General features: G+C 55.4%; 17 protein-coding genes and 1 riboswitch. Of the genes, 5 read left to right on the top strand and 12 right to left on the bottom strand.

From position 1 onward, the window contains the following. Positions 1-83: 83 nt before the first annotated feature. Genes hlyD through LCF41_RS08595 form a run of 4 tightly spaced genes read left to right on the top strand, consistent with a single transcriptional unit; the run spans position 84 to position 5,158 of the window. On the top strand, positions 84-1,109 hold the full coding sequence (hlyD, locus tag LCF41_RS08610; protein ID WP_225087692.1) for a secretion protein HlyD: 1,026 nt from the start codon (positions 84-86) through the stop codon (positions 1,107-1,109). Next, on the top strand, positions 1,102-2,844 hold the full coding sequence (locus LCF41_RS08605) for an ATP-binding cassette domain-containing protein (RefSeq protein WP_225087690.1): 1,743 nt from the start codon (positions 1,102-1,104) through the stop codon (positions 2,842-2,844). The genes hlyD and LCF41_RS08605 overlap by 8 nt, the downstream gene beginning before the upstream one ends. Continuing rightward, the gene (locus LCF41_RS08600; RefSeq protein WP_225087689.1) at positions 2,837-4,012 is read left to right on the top strand and encodes an ABC transporter permease; all 1,176 of its coding nucleotides are present in this window, start codon (positions 2,837-2,839) and stop codon (positions 4,010-4,012) included. The genes LCF41_RS08605 and LCF41_RS08600 overlap by 8 nt, the downstream gene beginning before the upstream one ends. Positions 4,013-4,021: 9 nt before the next feature. Further along, complete coding sequence (locus LCF41_RS08595; protein ID WP_225087688.1) at positions 4,022-5,158, top strand: ABC transporter permease; 1,137 nt, start codon at positions 4,022-4,024, stop codon at positions 5,156-5,158. Positions 5,159-5,227: 69 nt separating this feature from the next. Here LCF41_RS08595 and LCF41_RS08590 read toward each other — a convergent pair whose 3' ends face one another. From LCF41_RS08590 to moaA, 6 genes are all read right to left on the bottom strand, one after another. Further along, on the bottom strand, positions 5,228-5,935 hold the full coding sequence (locus tag LCF41_RS08590) for a Bax inhibitor-1/YccA family protein (RefSeq protein WP_010280929.1): 708 nt from the start codon (positions 5,933-5,935) through the stop codon (positions 5,228-5,230). Between the two features lie 112 nt (positions 5,936-6,047). Next, positions 6,048-6,500 carry a molybdopterin synthase catalytic subunit MoaE gene (gene moaE, locus LCF41_RS08585; protein ID WP_225087687.1) on the bottom strand — a complete coding sequence of 151 codons (453 nt, stop codon included), beginning with the start codon at positions 6,498-6,500 and terminating at the stop codon, positions 6,048-6,050. 2 nt (positions 6,501-6,502) lie between these two features. Next, positions 6,503-6,748: a molybdopterin synthase sulfur carrier subunit gene (gene moaD / locus LCF41_RS08580; protein WP_225087686.1), complete on the bottom strand. Its 246-nt coding sequence runs from the start codon at positions 6,746-6,748 to the stop codon at positions 6,503-6,505. Further along, positions 6,745-7,260: a cyclic pyranopterin monophosphate synthase MoaC gene (gene moaC, locus LCF41_RS08575; RefSeq protein ID WP_225087685.1), complete on the bottom strand. Its 516-nt coding sequence runs from the start codon at positions 7,258-7,260 to the stop codon at positions 6,745-6,747. Before moaC ends, moaD begins: the two co-directional genes overlap by 4 nt. A gap of 18 nt (positions 7,261-7,278) precedes the next feature. Continuing rightward, entirely contained in the window at positions 7,279-7,797 is a 519-nt protein-coding gene (moaB, locus tag LCF41_RS08570) for a molybdenum cofactor biosynthesis protein B (protein ID WP_225087684.1), read from the bottom strand. A gap of 34 nt (positions 7,798-7,831) precedes the next feature. Then, the gene (moaA, locus tag LCF41_RS08565; protein WP_225087683.1) at positions 7,832-8,821 is read right to left on the bottom strand and encodes a GTP 3',8-cyclase MoaA; all 990 of its coding nucleotides are present in this window, start codon (positions 8,819-8,821) and stop codon (positions 7,832-7,834) included. Next, positions 8,809-8,957: riboswitch (molybdenum cofactor riboswitch) on the bottom strand. (Overlaps the previous gene by 13 nt.) A gap of 286 nt (positions 8,958-9,243) precedes the next feature. Here moaA and yvcK point away from each other — a divergent pair. Further along, positions 9,244-10,176, top strand: coding sequence for a uridine diphosphate-N-acetylglucosamine-binding protein YvcK (gene yvcK, locus LCF41_RS08560; RefSeq protein ID WP_225087682.1), 933 nt, complete (start codon positions 9,244-9,246; stop codon positions 10,174-10,176). Here the strand turns inward: yvcK and LCF41_RS08555 are convergent. The 6 genes from LCF41_RS08555 to bioB form a co-directional block, all read right to left on the bottom strand. Further along, complete coding sequence (locus tag LCF41_RS08555) at positions 10,152-10,583, bottom strand: VOC family protein (protein ID WP_225088124.1); 432 nt, start codon at positions 10,581-10,583, stop codon at positions 10,152-10,154. The genes yvcK and LCF41_RS08555 overlap by 25 nt on opposite strands. Positions 10,584-10,611: 28 nt before the next feature. After that, positions 10,612-12,624, bottom strand: coding sequence for an excinuclease ABC subunit UvrB (gene uvrB / locus LCF41_RS08550; protein WP_225087681.1), 2,013 nt, complete (start codon positions 12,622-12,624; stop codon positions 10,612-10,614). Between the two features lie 779 nt (positions 12,625-13,403). Beyond that, positions 13,404-14,084 carry a dethiobiotin synthase gene (gene bioD / locus LCF41_RS08545; RefSeq protein ID WP_225087680.1) on the bottom strand — a complete coding sequence of 227 codons (681 nt, stop codon included), beginning with the start codon at positions 14,082-14,084 and terminating at the stop codon, positions 13,404-13,406. Next, positions 14,077-14,838 carry a malonyl-ACP O-methyltransferase BioC gene (bioC, locus tag LCF41_RS08540; RefSeq protein ID WP_225087679.1) on the bottom strand — a complete coding sequence of 254 codons (762 nt, stop codon included), beginning with the start codon at positions 14,836-14,838 and terminating at the stop codon, positions 14,077-14,079. Before bioC ends, bioD begins: the two co-directional genes overlap by 8 nt. Next, a complete protein-coding gene (bioF, locus tag LCF41_RS08535) occupies positions 14,819-15,976 on the bottom strand; it encodes an 8-amino-7-oxononanoate synthase (protein ID WP_225087678.1) in 1,158 nt (385 codons plus the stop codon). The genes bioC and bioF overlap by 20 nt, the downstream gene beginning before the upstream one ends. A 39-nt stretch (positions 15,977-16,015) precedes the next feature. After that, positions 16,016-17,053 carry a biotin synthase BioB gene (gene bioB / locus LCF41_RS08530; protein ID WP_225087676.1) on the bottom strand — a complete coding sequence of 346 codons (1,038 nt, stop codon included), beginning with the start codon at positions 17,051-17,053 and terminating at the stop codon, positions 16,016-16,018. Positions 17,054-17,109 lie beyond the last annotated feature (56 nt).

The following is a 17,109-nucleotide window of genomic DNA, read 5'->3' as shown; positions in this document are numbered from 1 at the left end:
AAGAGACTCCGACACCGCTTAACGGCCTGCGGGATCGCTGCTGCCGTATCCCCTGCCGCTGACCAACAAAGGAATCATGCGTGATGAAGAAGAGAAAACTGGCGTTCGCTGCCCTCGTTCTTGTCCTGCTCGGTGCAGGTTATGGCTTTTATCACCACCAGCAACAGCAGGAAAAACCGTTAACGCTCTACGGCAATGTGGATATCCGTACCGTCAATCTGGCCTTCCGTGTTGGCGGCAGAGTGGCCGAGTTGAACGTTGATGAAGGTGATACGGTGCAGGCAGGCCAGCCGCTGGCAACGCTTGATGCCGCGCCCTATCAGAATGCACAACATCAGGCGCAGGCGAACCTTGCCAGTGCTCAGGCACAGCTCCAACTGGCGCAGGAAGGTTATCGACAGGAAGAGATCGCGCAGGTGCGCTCTCAGGTTGCCCAGAGTCAGGCTGCCTATGATTACGCCAACAGTTTCTACCAGCGTCAGCAGGGGCTGTGGGATAAACGCGCTATTTCTGCCAACATGCTGGATGATGCCAGAACGTCACGTAGTCAGGCGCTGGCGACGTTACAGGCGGCAAAAGACAAGCTGAGCCAGTTCGAGCGTGGCAATAGACCACAGGAAATCGCCGCCGCGCAGGCAGCGGTGGCGCAGGCCTCAGCCGGACTGGCACAGGCGGAATTGGATAAACAGGATACCGAATTGCTGGCGCCGTCTCCCGGCGTAATCCTCACCCGCGCCGCTGAAAAAGGCAGCATGCTGGCGGCGGGCAGTACCGTTTTCACCCTTTCTCTCACTCGCCCGGTTTGGGTACGCGCCTATGTGAGCGAGAAAGATCTCGGCCGCGTCGTACCCGGTAGTCAGATGCTAATTTACACCGATGGGCGCCCCAATCAGCCCTATCGTGGCAAAGTCGGTTTTGTTTCACCCAGCGCCGAATTCACGCCGAAAAGCGTCGAAACCGAAGATCTTCGCACCGACCTGGTTTACCGCCTGCGCATCGTCGTTAACGATCCCGATGACGGGTTACGTCAGGGGATGCCGGTTACACTACGCTTTGAAGAGGTGGCGGAAGAGGCCAATCGCACTCAAGAGCCCGTGCGCCATGACTAACGCTCCCGCGCAGATCGCGCTGGACGGGCTGGAAAAATGCTTTGCCGGACAGGAAAAGCCCGCACTCGCCAGCCTTACTGCCGAGATACGCAGCGGTGCCGTAACCGGATTAGTTGGCCCAGACGGCGCAGGTAAAACCACACTGCTGCGTATGCTGGCGGGATTGTTAACCCCCAGTAAGGGTACGCTGCGCGTCGCGCATCTGGATCCCATCAAAGACGATCGCCAGCTCCATGCCATTTTGGGCTACATGCCGCAAAAATTCGGCCTGTATGAAGATCTGACGGTCATGGAAAACCTGACGCTGTATGCCGACTTGCGCGGTATTATCGGCGGGGTACGCAAAGAAACCTTCGATCGCCTGCTGTCGTTTACCGACTTGACCCGCTTTACCGACAGACTGGCAGGCAAACTCTCCGGCGGCATGAAACAGAAACTGGGGCTGGCCTGTACGCTGCTCGGGCAGCCTAAGGTGCTTCTGCTGGATGAACCGGGCGTGGGCGTCGACCCCATTTCTCGCCGTGAGCTGTGGCACATGGTGCACGAACTGGCTGACGACGGCATGTTGATCCTGTGGAGTACGTCGTATCTTGATGAAGCGGAACAGTGTCGTGATGTGCTGTTACTGAACGAAGGCGAGCTGCTGTATCGCGGCGCGCCACGCGATCTGACCGCGCGCATGGCGGGGCGCTGTATCCTGATTGATACCGGCGATCGCCGACATCGGGATGTATTGCAGGACGCGCTGCGTTTACCACAGGTGAGCGACGGTGTGATTCAGGGGCAATACGTCAGGCTGATGCTAAGACCCGACGCGGATCGAGCATCGCTGCTCTCCGCTTTGCAACTGGAAGCAGGGTGTCTGCACGACACCGATCCGCGCTTTGAAGATGCTTTTATCGACCTGCTGGGTGGCGGTCCGGCCAGTGATTCATCATTGGCAAGCATCATGCCGCAGATTGACGTCAGCGGTGGTGAAACGGTGATTGAAGCTCAGGCGCTGACGAAAAAATTTGGTGACTTCGCTGCGACCGATCATGTCAGTTTTCAGGTGAAACGCGGAGAAATCTTCGGTCTGCTTGGCCCAAACGGTGCAGGAAAATCGACCACCTTCAAGATGATGTGCGGCCTGTTGGTGCCGACTGACGGCAAAGCGCTGGTGCTCGATATGGATCTGAAAACCAGCTCCGGTAAAGCCCGCCAGCATTTAGGTTACATGGCGCAGAAGTTCTCGCTGTACGGCAATCTGACCGTCGAACAGAATCTGCGGTTTTTCTCCGGCGTCTATGGTCTCAGAGGCAAAGCGCAGCGCGATAAAATGGCGGGGATGACCGACGCCTTCAACTTCAAGCCCATTTATCGCCAGACGCCGGATGCCCTGCCGCTGGGGTTTAAGCAGCGGCTGGCGCTGGCCTGTGCGCTGATGCATGAACCCGATATTCTGTTTCTCGACGAACCCACCTCCGGCGTCGATCCACTGACCCGGCGCGAATTCTGGATTCACATCAACGGCATGGTCAATCGCGGCGTCACGGTAATGGTCACCACGCACTTCATGGATGAAGCAGAATACTGCGATCGCATCGGGCTGGTGTACCGTGGCAAGCTGATCGCCAGCGGCACGCCGGACGAACTGAAGCATCAGGCGGCCAGCACACAGACGCCCTCACCCACCATGGAAGAAGCGTTTATCGCACTGATTCAGGCGTACGACGGGGAGGCGGAACATGGTTGAACAGAATAGCGTTGAGCAAGATAAAACCAACCAGCACGGCAGCACACATTTCTCCACGCGTCGCCTGCGGGCGCTGTGCCTGAAAGAGACACGCCAAATCTTGCGCGATCCCAGCAGCGGGCTGATCGCGTTCGTGATTCCGCTGCTGCTGCTGTTTATCTTCGGTTACGGCATCAATCTGGATTCCAGCCGTCTCCATGTTGGCATCCTGCTGGAGCAGCAGAGTGAAGACGCACGCGATCTGGCGAAGACCTTCGCGGCCTCGCCGTTTATTGAACCGACCATCAGCAATAATCGTCAGCACCTGATTCAACAGATGCAGGCTGGCAGCATTCGCGGTCTGATCGTCATCCCTACCGATTTTGCCGAACGGCTGGCGCGGCCGGGCGATCGCGCGCCGATCCAGGTCATCACCGACGGCAGCGAACCCAACACGGCGAATTTTGTGCAGGGATATGCGGAAGGCATCTGGCTGCTGTGGCAGCAGCAGCGGGCGGAAGATCGCGGCGGCACGTTCGAACAACTTATCAAGGTGCAATCGCGCTACTGGTTTAACCCGGCCGCCATCAGCCAGCATTTCATCATTCCCGGTGCGATTACCATCATCATGACGGTGATTGGTGCGATTCTCACGTCGTTGGTCATCGCCCGCGAGTGGGAGCGCGGGACAATGGAGGCGCTGCTCTCTACGCAGGTCACCCGTGCCGAGTTGCTGCTGTCCAAGCTCATCCCGTATTACTTTCTTGGCATGATCGCCATGACGCTGTGTATTCTGGTCTCAACCTTCATCATGCAGGTGCCCTATCGCGGCTCCTTGCTGTTGCTGTTTGTGATCAGCAGTTTGTTCCTGGCCAGCACGTTGGGTATGGGGCTGCTGATCTCTACCCTCACCCGCAACCAGTTCAACGCCGCGATGGTGGCGCTGAATGCGGCTTTTCTGCCAGCCATCATGCTGTCCGGCTTTATTTTTGAAATCGACAGCATGCCGGAATTTGTCCGGGGCGTGTCATACATTATCCCGGCACGCTATTTCGTCAGCACGCTGCAAACGCTGTTTCTCGCGGGAAATATCGGCACGGTGCTGATCACTAACCTGCTGTTTCTCATTCTCTCCGCGATGGTCTTTATTGGCCTGACGGCCTGGCAAACCCGGCGCAGACTGGATTAGGGAGCGACTATGCTGCATCGTCTGTGGACGCTGATTATTAAGGAACTGCAATCGCTGCTGCGCGATCCACAAACGCGCGCTATTCTGGTGTTGCCCGTTATCCTTCAGGTTTCCCTGTTTCCTTTCGCCGCAACGCTCGACGTGACCAACGCGACCATTGCCATTTATAGCGAAGATAACGGCCCTCATGCGATTGAGCTGACGCAGCGCTTTGCCAAGGCGAAGTCTTTTTCTCACGTGCTGATGCTGCATAACTCGCAAGACGTGGCTCCGACGCTGGATAATCAGCGTGCGCTTCTCATCCTGCGCTTCCCGCCGCAGTTCTCTCGCGATATCGCTAGCGGGAACACCACATCGCTTCAGCTTATTTTGGACGGCAGACGTTCCAACAGCGCGCAGATCGCCGCCAACGATGTGCAGCACATCGTGCGGGATTATCAGTTGGCATTGCTGGCGGCCAGACCCACTCAAAACACCACCAGTCAGAACTATTCAAATTCAAACAATAGCGAGCTGGTGGTGCGCCATTGGTATAACCCGAATCTGGACTACAAATGGTTTGTGGTGCCATCGCTGATTGCCATGATTGCCACCATCGGCGTGCTGATTGTGACAGCGCTTTCTGTGGCGCGCGAACGGGAACAGGGTACGTTGGAACAACTGCTGGTTTCGCCGCTGTCCACCAGCCAGATCTTCATTGGCAAAGCCGTCCCCGCGCTGATTGTCGCCACGTTTCAAGCCACGATCGTGCTGCTGGCGGGCATATTGATTTTCCATATCCCCTTCGCCGGATCGCTACTGCTGTTTTACACCACGCTGTTGATTTATGGCCTGTCGCTGGTGGGCTTTGGGCTGCTGATTTCCTCGCTCTGCGCCACGCAGCAGCAGGCGTTTATCGGCGTGTTCGTTTTCCTGATGCCCGCGATTCTGCTTTCTGGCTATGTTTCACCGGTTGAGAACATGCCGATTTGGTTGCAGGATCTGACCTGGATTAACCCGATTCGCCACTTTACCGACATCACCAAACAGATTTACCTCAAGGATGCGGACTTCAGCATTATCTGGGGCAGTCTATGGCCGCTGCTTATCATCACGCTAACCACCGGCTCGGCAGCCTACGCCATTTTTAGGCGAAATATTGCGTAATAGCAGGTAAGGAGATGTGGGTGGGGAGATGTCTGGCGCGGGGAACCCGCACCAGACAGGGGAAATAAATTAACGACGATTGCCGAAAATACGCAGCAGCATCAGGAACAGGTTGATGAAGTCAAGGTACAGGGTCAACGCGCCAACGATGGAGTATTTGCGGAAGCTGTCTTTGTCATCAACGGACAGTTGCTCGCCGATGTTTTTCAGCTTCTGGGTGTCATATGCCGTCAGACCGACAAACACCACCACACCGATATAGGTTACTGCCCACATCAGCGCTTCGCTCTTCAGCCACAGGTTCACCAGCGAAGCCAGCACGATACCGATCAGCGCCATAAACAGCATACTGCCGAAACCGCTCAAATCCCGCTTTGTGGTGTAGCCGTAGAGGCTCATCGCCCCAAACATCCCCGCCGTAATCACAAAGGTGCTGGCGATGGACTCACCGGAATACATGATGAAAATGCTGGAGAGCGTTAGCCCCGTCAGTGCCGAATAAAGCATAAACAGCGATGTGGCGACCGCACCGCTCAGGCGCTGCACCATGCCGGAAATGACAAAGACTAGCCCCAGTTGGGCGATGATCAGGCCGAAGAACGTGATCTGGCTGGAGAAAACAAAATTCAGTACAGCAGGCGTATTCGCCGCGTACCAGGAGACGAACGCCGTCAGCAGCAAGCCGCAGGTCATCCAGCCGTATACCTGCGCCATATAGGCCTGGAGACCAGACTGCGAGCGCTCAACGATTGAACCCGAGCGTGGATATCTGTCCATGATGTTACCTTTGCATAAAGTTGTCTGATTAACGCGGCGCGAACCGCCTGATTGGGGGATCGAGACTGAATATTCTCTCCCCGCCATGCTTTTATCCTAACACAGAAATGGACTACCAGCGCTGCGCGGCCTGTTTATCACTGTCGCGTGATTCCACCCAACGTTCACCTTCCGATGTCGCTTCGCGCTTCCAGAACGGCGCGCGAGTTTTCAGATAATCCATAATAAATTGGGCAGCATCAAACGCCGCGCTACGGTGGGCCGCACTGACGCCAACGAACACAATTTCATCGCCCGGATAGAGTGCGCCCACACGATGAATCACGCTTACCCGCGGCAGGTCCCAGCGCTCGCGGGCCAACTCGACAATCTCCGCCAGCGCCTTTTCCGTCATGCCGGGGTAATGTTCCAATGTCAACGCGCTGACGTCTTTCGCCAGATTGTGATTACGCACCTTACCGGTGAACGTCACCACCGCGCCGTCTTCATCACACTGTGCCAGCCACTGATATTCATCCCCAACGTTGAAGCTCTCTTCGCCAACTCGAATACGCGTTTCTGTCACGATCAGCCCCCTGTTACCGGAGGGAAAAACGCCACTTCATCGCCGTCCTGTAGCGAATGAGTCAACTCAACCAGCGACTGATTAACCGCTGCTAGCAGCTTGCCCGATTCCAGCGCCAGCGCCCAGCGCGCACCGCGCTGGCACAGCGCCTGTCGCACGTCTTCTACGGTGGCATACTCAGCAGGCAGCGACAGGCTGTCTGTCTCAATCAGTTCGCGCACTTGCGCAAAAAACAGAATCGTAATCATGCGCCCTCCGCCGTAAAATCGCCGGATTTGCCGCCGCTTTTCGCTAGCAGGCGCACCGGACCAATCACCATATCTTTCTGCACGGCCTTGCACATGTCATAGATGGTCAGCGCGGCGACAGAGGCTGCCGTCAGCGCTTCCATCTCCACGCCCGTTTTCCCCGTCAGGCGACAGAGGGATTCAATACGTACCCGATTGTGCTCCGGCTGTGCTTCCAGCTCGACAGCCACCTTACTCAGCAACAGCGGGTGACAAAGCGGAATCAGTTCCCAGGTGCGTTTCGCGGCCTGAATGCCGGCAATGCGTGCGGTGGCGAACACGTCCCCCTTGTGATGGCTACCGGCAATAATCATCGCCAGCGTCTGCGGTGCCATTTCAACAAAGGCTTCCGCGCGGGCTTCACGCACGGTTTCCGCTTTGGCGGAAACATCCACCATTGCAGCTTCGCCTGCGGCGTTAATGTGGGTCAACTGTGGCGTAGAGGATGGCGCCATGGATTTAGAGGATGACATAGTGAATAAGACTTATCGTTAAGAGGATTTTTTCAAGTGCGGGTAAAAATTGCACGGCTGCTGGCGCGCATCCAGCTGTTCCTGAATGATGCGTTCCCATGCGGTTCGACAAGCGCGTGTCGAACCTGGCATCGCGAAAATCACCGTCTGATTCGCCAGACCGGCAAGCGCGCGAGATTGCAGCGTCGCCGTACCAATATCTTCATACGACACCATGCGGAACAGCTCGCCGAAACCTTCAATTTCCCGATCGAACAAAACACTAATGGCTTCCGGCACCACATCCCCTGCGGTAAAGCCCGTTCCACCGTTAATCAGAATGCCCTGCACGTTGTCACTGGCAATCCACGCCGAGATCCGTGCCCGAATCTGGTACAGGTTCTCTTTCACAATGGCACTCTCGACAATACGATGCCCTGCTGACTGCGCCGCTTCGCGCAGATAGTCGCCGGAGGTGTCATCTTCCGCCGTGCGGCGCTCGGAAACGGTCAGTACCGCAAGGTTGAGAGAAACGAATTCGCTGCTGACTTTGCTCATGTCAGGCTCCTTTAAGAATCAGTGATGTCGCGGATTAACCGCCGATAAATGACAGGTTTTGCGTGATGCCGCTATTCCCTTCATGCAGGAAATGGGTCTGTTTCTTCGCCAGCAGCCCGCCCGAAATGCGCATTTTCAAATCATCGAGATGGCGATCGTCAGCCAGTAAATCGCGCAGTGGAATCCCCTGTTCGCCAAAGAGGCACAGATGAAGATTCCCCACGGCAGAAACTCGCAGACGGTTGCAGCTCAGGCAGAAATCTTTCTCATACGGCATAATCAGCCCGATCTCGCCCTGATAGTCTGGGTGGCAAAACACCTGCGCCGGGCCATCACTGCGAGCACGCTGCTGCTGCTGCCAACCTTGTTGCAGCAATTGCTGGCGAATGACCTCACCGGAAACATGGTGACGACGAAACATATCGCCCCCTTCTCCCGTTTCCATCAGTTCAATAAAGCGTAGTTGAATCGGGCGATGCTTAATCCAGTCGAGAAAGGTTTGCAGGCTACCTGCGTTCACATCGCGCATCAGCACCGTGTTGACTTTAACCTTGGCGAAGCCGCACTCAAAGGCGGCATCAATGCCGTCCATCACCTGGCGGAATTTATCCTGCCCGGTAATCGCATGAAACTGGCGTGCATCCAGACTGTCCACGCTAACGTTCAGCGCCGTTAGCCCAGCATCACGCCACCGCGCGACATCCCGCGCAAGACGGTAGCCGTTGGTGGTCACTGCCAGCGTGCTAATTGCAGGATTTTCGCGGATTGCGCCGATGATATCGACAAAGTCACGACGCAGAGACGGTTCACCGCCAGTCAGGCGGACTTTTTCCGTCCCCAATTCGGCAAAAGCGCGGCTGACGCGACGAATTTCATCAAGTGACAAAAAGCGATGCGGATTGGTGCCATTGGCCTGATAGCCATCCGGCAGACAGTAGGTACAACGAAAATTGCAGACGTCTGTGATAGACAGACGCAAATAGTAGAACTTGCGCGCAAACGCATCAGTCAGTTGACTCACCATAAACACCTTTCCAAATACGGGAGATGCAGGCATTTCTACCTCGCACCCTGGTGACCGCGAAGGCCACGGCCAGGGCACCGTATCACGCGCACGACGCGCATCACTTAGGCACCAAGGCTAGGAGTTTGATTCTTATCGGTTATCCGTCAGACAACGACAAAACCACCGATAAAGAATCGTGATTTCATTGAACAGTCTACTGCGAAAAAGCACAGTCAACCACTCTCAAAATCGGTATGTAATTAAATACATAACGAATATTCAATACCTTATGATGCACAGCATACGGAAAAATGCGCGACGAAAATTGTCTCAGGTCATGCGCGTGTGAGGATTTTTCGCGTTTTAAGCTGAAATCAGCTACCTTAGCGACGATTGTCACACGTAGTTCATATTTCTCTGGCTCATTCATAAGGTTCTCTATGCGCAATCGCACGTTGGCCGACCTCGACAGGGTTGTCGCACTAGGAGGCGGACACGGCTTAGGTCGTGTGATGTCTTCACTCTCTTCCCTGGGTTCACGGCTAACCGGCATTGTCACGACGACGGATAATGGTGGCTCTACTGGCCGCATTCGGCGTTCCGAAGGTGGCATTGCCTGGGGCGATACCCGCAACTGCCTGAATCAACTGATTACTACGCCCAGTGTGGCATCTGCGATGTTTGAGTATCGGTTTAACGGTAACGGTGAACTTGCCGGACACAATCTGGGCAACCTGATGCTAAAAGCGCTCGATCACCTGAGCGTGCGTCCGCTGGAAGCCATCAATCTGATTCGCAATCTGCTCAAGGTCGATGCCTTCTTAATTCCGATGTCCGAACATCCGGTTGATTTGATGGCGATTGATGAACAGGGCAACCCCGTTTATGGCGAAGTCGAGATCGATCAACTGGCGGCTTTACCGCAAGATTTGATGCTGTACCCGACGGTGCAGGCCACACGCGAGGCAATTGATGCCATCGCCAAAGCCGACCTGATTTTGATTGGCCCCGGTAGTTTCCTGACCAGCCTGATGCCGCTACTGCTGCTGGACGATCTGACACAGGCGATCCGGCGCACGCCCGCACCGATGGTCTACATCGGCAATCTGGGCAGCGAGCAGAGTAATCCCGCCGCCCGTCTGACATTGGCGGAGAAACTCGCCTGGATTGAACGCAAAGTGGGTAAATCGGTGGTGGACGTGGCGATCGTCGGCCCGAAAGTCGATGTTAGTCAGATCGGCGACCGCCTGATCGTGCAGCAAGAACTGGCCGCCGCAGATGTGCCTCACCATCATGACCGTGAGCTACTGCGCCAGGCTATCGATCGGGCGCTACAACTGCTGGGTTCTCAATCCCGCAGCCACGGCGTATAAGTCACGCCAATCAGAATCCCTTCGGGACTCAGGAAACGCGTGACCTGCTGTCCCCAGGGTTCAAGGCGGTTCTCGACCAGCAGCGCATAGCCTTGCGCTTTTAGCGTACCGGTCGCTTCTGCCATATCCGCCACTTCAAATTCCAGCCAGCTTTGCGGTTCAGGCAGATCCGTAGGCCAGTTCTCATTCCCGAAGCAGGATTCGCTGGCCTGTGATAGCGGCCACAGCGCGAAATGTTTTACGCCACCCATTTCATCGCTCACCAGATAGTCGCTCCCTTCCGCAACAGGCTTCAGCGGTAACTTCAGCGTATCGACATAGAGCGCATGGCTAGCAGACAGCGATTTCACGATCGGCCCGAAACCTGCCACAAACAGCACTTCAACACCCGGTATAATAGGGTCGATCATTGATCCTCCGTGAGTGCTTGCATCGTTAGGATGCAGCGATAAATTGTGCACGTAGTGCCTGCACCTCGTCGCGCAAAGCCGCAGCCTCTTCAAATTCAAGATTCTGCGCATGTGTCAGCATCTTGCTTTCCAGTTCGCGAATTTTCAGCTCCAGCGCCTTCGGCGTCATCAGCTCATAAGGTGCGGCCGATTCTGCTGCTTTACGGTTGCCTCGCCCTTTGCCTCTGTTCGTCGGCTGCCCCAGTTGCAGAATATCGGAAATTTTCTTATTGAGCCCCTGCGGCACAATCCCGTGCTCGGTATTGTAGGCTTCCTGCTTCTCACGACGGCGTTCCGTTTCACCAATCGCTTTTGCCATGGATGGCGTAATTTTGTCACCGTAGAGAATCGCTTTGCCACGCAGGTTACGTGCCGCACGACCGATCGTCTGGATCAGGGAACGTTCGGAACGCAGGAAGCCCTCTTTATCGGCATCCAGAATCGCTACCAGCGATACTTCAGGCATATCCAGCCCTTCACGCAACAGGTTGATCCCCACCAGCACGTCGAACTCGCCAAGGCGTAAATCACGGATGATTTCGACACGTTCGACGGTATCAATATCCGAGTGCAGATAACGCACCCGCTCGCCGTGTTCTTCCAGGTATTCCGTCAGGTCTTCCGCCATTCGCTTGGTCAGCGTCGTGACCAGCACACGTTCGTTAACCGCCGCACGCTGACGAATCTCGGACAGCAGATCGTCCACCTGTGTCGCAACAGGCCGAACTTCAATAAGCGGATCGAGCAACCCGGTAGGACGCACCACCTGATCAATCACTTCACCGCCCGATTTTTCCAGTTCATAGTTACCCGGCGTCGCAGACACGTAGATCGTCTGCGGAGCCAGCGCTTCAAACTCTTCAAATTTCATCGGACGGTTATCCAGCGCCGAAGGCAGCCGGAAACCATATTCGACCAGCGTCTCTTTACGCGCGCGGTCACCGCGATACATCCCCCCGATCTGCGGCACGGTCACGTGGGATTCATCAATGACCAGCAGCCCGTCCGCTGGCAAATAATCAAACAGCGTCGGCGGCGGTTCGCCGGGGCCACGGCCAGAAAGGAATCGCGAGTAGTTTTCGATACCGGAGCAATAGCCCAGCTCGTTCATCATCTCCAGGTCAAACTGCGTGCGCTGACTCAGCCGCTGCTCTTCCACCAACTTATCATTCGCCAGCAGCATTTTCCTGCGATCGGCCAGTTCCACCTTGATCTCTTCCATCGCCTGTAAAATACGCTCACGCGGCGTGACATAGTGCGTTTTCGGGTAGATGGTATAGCGCGGCACCGTCTGGAGCACGTGCCCTGTCAGCGGGTCAAACAGCGACAGCCGCTCCACTTCTTCATCGAACAGTTCAACACGCAGGGCGATTTCGTCAGATTCCGCTGGGAAGATATCGATCACCTCACCGCGCACGCGGAACGTACCGCGCTGGAACGCCTGATCGTTGCGGGAATATTGCAATTCCGCCAGACGCCGCAAAATAGCACGTTGGTCAATCAGCATCCCCTGCGTCAGGTGCAGCATCATTTTTAGATAGAGATCGGGATCGCCCAAGCCATAGATAGCGGATACGGAAGCCACGACGATCACATCACGCCGCTCCAGCAGCGCTTTTGTCGCGGAAAGACGCATCTGTTCGATATGTTCGTTAACTGATGCATCCTTTTCGATGAAAGTGTCGGAACTGGGGACATAAGCTTCCGGCTGATAATAGTCGTAGTACGAGACGAAGTACTCCACGGCATTATCGGGAAAGAATTCTTTCATCTCGCCGTACAGCTGAGCGGCCAGCGTTTTATTTGGCGCCAGCATCATCGTCGGCCGATTGAGGTCGGCAATCACGTTGGCGATCGTGAACGTCTTACCTGAGCCAGTTACCCCGAGCAGCGTTTGGTGCGCCAACCCGTCTTCCAGCCCCTCTTTTAAACGACGAATGGCCTCAGGCTGATCGCCTGCCGGTTTAAAGTCGGAATTCAGTGTAAATACTTTACTCATCGTTAAGCACGCTACTTAGTCGTTAATTACGTATTAGTCGTTATTACGCATCGCTCAAGACGATGGCCGTGGGTGGATGCTCGGAATGTTATTCTGAATGCCAATGACGAAATTCGCCACCGCAATGATACTGGATATAAAAACAGCATCAAGAAAATTATCGCTGGATCGGATGATTAATCGACAAATGAATTTGCTAGCACATTCATGTTCAATCTACCAGATAAAATCATCATGATTTATCCCCAGATTGGGTAAATACGTAACATGCAGGGACACGCGGTGACGTTAATTTATGCAACTACGCACCATTGCTGCTTAAGACGCTTGATTTTACTTAAGCATATGATAACAAATAGATTAGCAAAACCGTGGAGAATAGCGCCAACCTGGCGAAAACCCGCGCCAGCTCTCGGTTAGGGCGCGTTGTCTATCCATAATACACATAGTTATCCACAGAAATGGTGGATAACTCCCACAACCCCGCATCAGCACTGAGTTAGAGAAATACCCGCTTCATTCGTGATTCCCTCTGATATGGATTTTCTTCACACTCTTTCTGTGATTTATCGCATAAGTATTAGACGGAAAAAGACTAAAAACAGCAGAGAGCTAAATCGCAACAATTCAGGCATGGAGGGGAGTTAGGGGAAAATTCAAGAAGGTTTTAGCTATTAATAAGCATGAAAATGTAGGTTTTACATTCATAAAACAAATGCGGGTAAAAAACAATAAAACCTACTGCGATTATTAAAAACAGTCTAGGGTTAGAAAAATGACTATCCCGCTAATAACCCAATATCAATATATTGCCCCAGATCATGTTGATGAAGATCCGATAAATAAGGAATTTCGCCCAGCATCGGGGCGGGCAGGCGCTGTTGCAGCGTTTGCAGATACGGCTGGTGCCATTTTCCTGGTGGCGTGATGTCGTTTGCGATCCAGCCAGCCAGGCGCAGGCCAGCGTGTTGAATCGCGTGGGCGGTCAACATTGCGTGATTAATACAACCCAGCTTGATGCCGACGACCAAAATCACGGGAAGCTGTTCCTGTACCACCCAGTCGGCGAACGTCTCTTGCGCCGACAGCGGCGTAAACCATCCGCCCGCGCCTTCGACCAGCAGCCAATCCGCCTGCGTTTCTAATGCCCGTAGACCGGTAGATAGCGTAGAGAGATGAATAGGCCGCTGCTCTACCGCACTGATAATGTGCGGCGAGGTCGGCTCCATAAACGCCAGCGGGTTCACCGCCTGATAATCCAACCGGACGCGGCTATTGGCCTGAAGCGCCAACGCATCGCTGTTACGAATGCCATCGGCCGTCATTTCACAGCCAGACGCCACAGGTTTATAGCCTGCGGTACGGTATCCAGCCTGACTCGCCGCCTGAAGCAGCGCCGTACTCGCGACCGTTTTCCCGACTTCGGTATCCGTACCTGTCACAAACCAGCGCTCAATCACGATAAATCACTCCATAAACCAGTTGATAGCTGAGCGGGTAGCCGCCCTGCTCTTGCGGATAGTGGGCAGACAGCGCCGCCAGACGTGCCCGGCTCAACAGCCCCGGCGTTCGCCCTTCGTGCAGCCAGGTCGCCCCAATTCCCTTCAGCGATTTCATTAACGCCAATACATCGGGGAAAAGGCAGACTTCACGTTCTTGTACCAGATGATGCCGATAAGGCTGACAAGCCGCGTCAATGGCGGAGAGTGGCAGAAAGCGATTTGTCCGCTGTGTGCCGTCCAGCCGCTGCCACGCCCGCGACAGTTCGCTTAAGGAGCCGTCCGCCAGCGTCGCAAAGGCAATCACGCCCCCCGGTCGCGTAACCCGATACAGCTCTGCCAGCGCACGCGGTAACGAGTCGCACCACTGTATGGCCAGATTGCTATAGCTGATGTCTACACTGCAATCCGCCAGCGGCAGGTTTTCGATGTCCCCTTCCTGATAGCGATCGGCAGCGTGCTGCTCACGGGCATACGCCAGCATGTCCGCCGACAAATCCAGTGCAGTCACCGATTTACCAGCCTGGCGCCAGCGGCGGCTAAAGTGCCCAGTTCCGCAGCCCGCATCCAATACCTGTAAACCGCTGTGCGACGGCATCAGCGCCAGCAGGCGTTCTCCGCTAGTGCGTTGCAGTTCGGCAAAGCGGTCGTAGCACCCTGCCGCACGCCCAAACGCCTGCGCAATCGCCTGCTTGTTATAGTTTTCTGTCAGCATGGTGTAATACCGTAAGCAAGCGGCTGATATCTTCCGGCTGGTGTTCCGCCGTTAACGTAATCCGCAGGCGTGCGCTGCCGGGCGGCACCGTCGGTGGTCGCATGGCGCTAACCCACACGCCCTGTTCACGTAGGTGGTTCGTTAGCGCCAGCGCTCGTACGTTCTCGCCAACAATCAGCGGCTGAATCGCGCTCTGTGAATCCATCAGTTGATAGGACGAGTTGGAAAAGCCCGCGCGGAACTGCGCAACGTTACGCCGTAGTGCCTCACGCCGCGCATCGCCCTGCCGGACACAGTGGAGTGCCGCGCTCAGCGCACAGGCCTGCGCCGCGGGCATTGAGGTGCTGTAAATCAAATGACGGGCAAATTGCAGGAAGTATTCGGCCAGCGCTTCAGCGCACAGCACCGCCGCGCCGCTCACGCCAAACGCTTTGCCAAACGTGACAATCAGCAGCTCAGGTTTAATGCCTTGCTGCCAGCAGCTCCCACGACCTTCCTCACCCAGCACGCCAATCCCGTGTGCATCGTCCACCATCAGCCAGGCATCGTGCGTTCTGCACTGAGCCTGTAGCGCCGCTAACGGCGCAGTATCGCCATCCATGCTGAAAACACCTTCGGTCACGACTAGCGTCTGGCCGTCGGCAGACTTTTCCAGCAGCGTTTGCAGGCTATCGGCCTGATTATGTTTAAAACGTCGCAAGGTAGCAGGTGACTGTGCCGCGGCTTCCAGCAGCGACGCATGGCTGAGTTTATCGGCCAAAATACGGTCTTCCGCCTGCGCCAGTGCAGCGACGACAGCCTGATTCGCGGCATAGCCGGAAATAAACAGCAGCGCACGCGGATAGCCCAGCCAGTCGGCAAGCTGACTTTCCAGCATGGCATGGGCATCGGTGTACCCCGTCACATGCCCGGAACCGCCGCTACCAATGCCGTATTGCTCTGCCCCCTGCTGCCAGGCACGCACAATCTCCGGGTGGTGACTCAGCCCCAGATAGTCATTACTGGAAAAGTTCAGATAGCAGCGATCGCCCTGCATCAGCCAGCGCCCGCTGCCGCCTTGATTCGCCAACCTCACGCGATAAGCATCATCACGCTGGCGTTGTGCCAGCGCGTCTTCAATACGTTGCTGCCAACTCATGATGCAACACGCCTTACCTGACGGCACACGCGCAGGGCGTTATACCGCAGCATTATAAAACTGCTCGCTATCGGCATTAATCAGCTGTTCTGCCAGCCGCTGCTGCTGTTGGTTATCCCCGTATTCGGTCGCCGTCTGCTGCGGGTTCAAACCTAATTTGAGGAACAGCGCCAGATCTTTGTCTTCTTTCGGGTTGGGTGTGGTTAACAGCTTACAGCCGTAGAAAATAGAGTTCGCGCCGGCCATAAAGCACATCGCCTGCGTTTGTTCACTCATCTGCTCGCGTCCGGCGGACAAACGCACATAGGAAGCAGGCATCATGATGCGCGCCACGGCAATCGTACGGATGAAATCAAACGGGTCAACATCTTCATTCTCCGCCAGCGGCGTTCCTTTCACCTTAACCAACATGTTGATCGGCACGCTTTCCGGCGGCGTCGGCAAGTTAGCCAACTGCACCAACAGCCCGGCGCGATCGCGTACGGTTTCCCCCAACCCAACGATACCGCCGGAACAGACTTTAATGCCCGCCCCGCGCACTTTATCCAGCGTATCCAGACGTTCCTGGTAGGTACGAGTCGTGATGATGCTGCCGTAAAACTCCGGCGAGGTATCGAGGTTATGGTTATAGAAATCCAGCCCGGCAGAGGCCAGACGCTCGGCCTGATCGTTATGCAGCGTTCCCAGCGTCATGCAGGTTTCCATCCCCATCTCTTTGACGCCTTTTACCATCTGTTCCAGATACGGCATATCGCGCTCGTGCGGATTTTTCCACGCTGCGCCCATACAAAAACGCGTCGATCCTGCCGCTTTCGCCTGACGGGCCGACTCCAGCACCTGTTCAACCTGCATCAGGCGTTCGGTGTCAATCCCGGTACGATAGCGGGAGCTCTGTGGGCAATATTTGCAATCTTCAGGACAGGCACCGGTTTTTATCGACAGCAGCGTGCTTACCTGCACCTGACGGGGGTCAAAATGCTGGCGGTGGAGCTGCTGCGCTTCAAACATCAGTTCCAGAAAAGGTTTATTAAATAAGTCTTGCGCTTGCTCAAGCGTCCAGTAAATGCGGTCAGCCATCTCGGCATCTCCAAACTAAAAACGTTTCGCCAGTGTAAATTAACCCGATATACTGT

The sequence above is a fragment of the Pectobacterium colocasium genome (assembly GCF_020181655.1).
Taxonomy (GTDB): domain Bacteria; phylum Pseudomonadota; class Gammaproteobacteria; order Enterobacterales; family Enterobacteriaceae; genus Pectobacterium; species Pectobacterium colocasium.
This window is presented reverse-complemented; position numbering and strand designations above follow the sequence as displayed.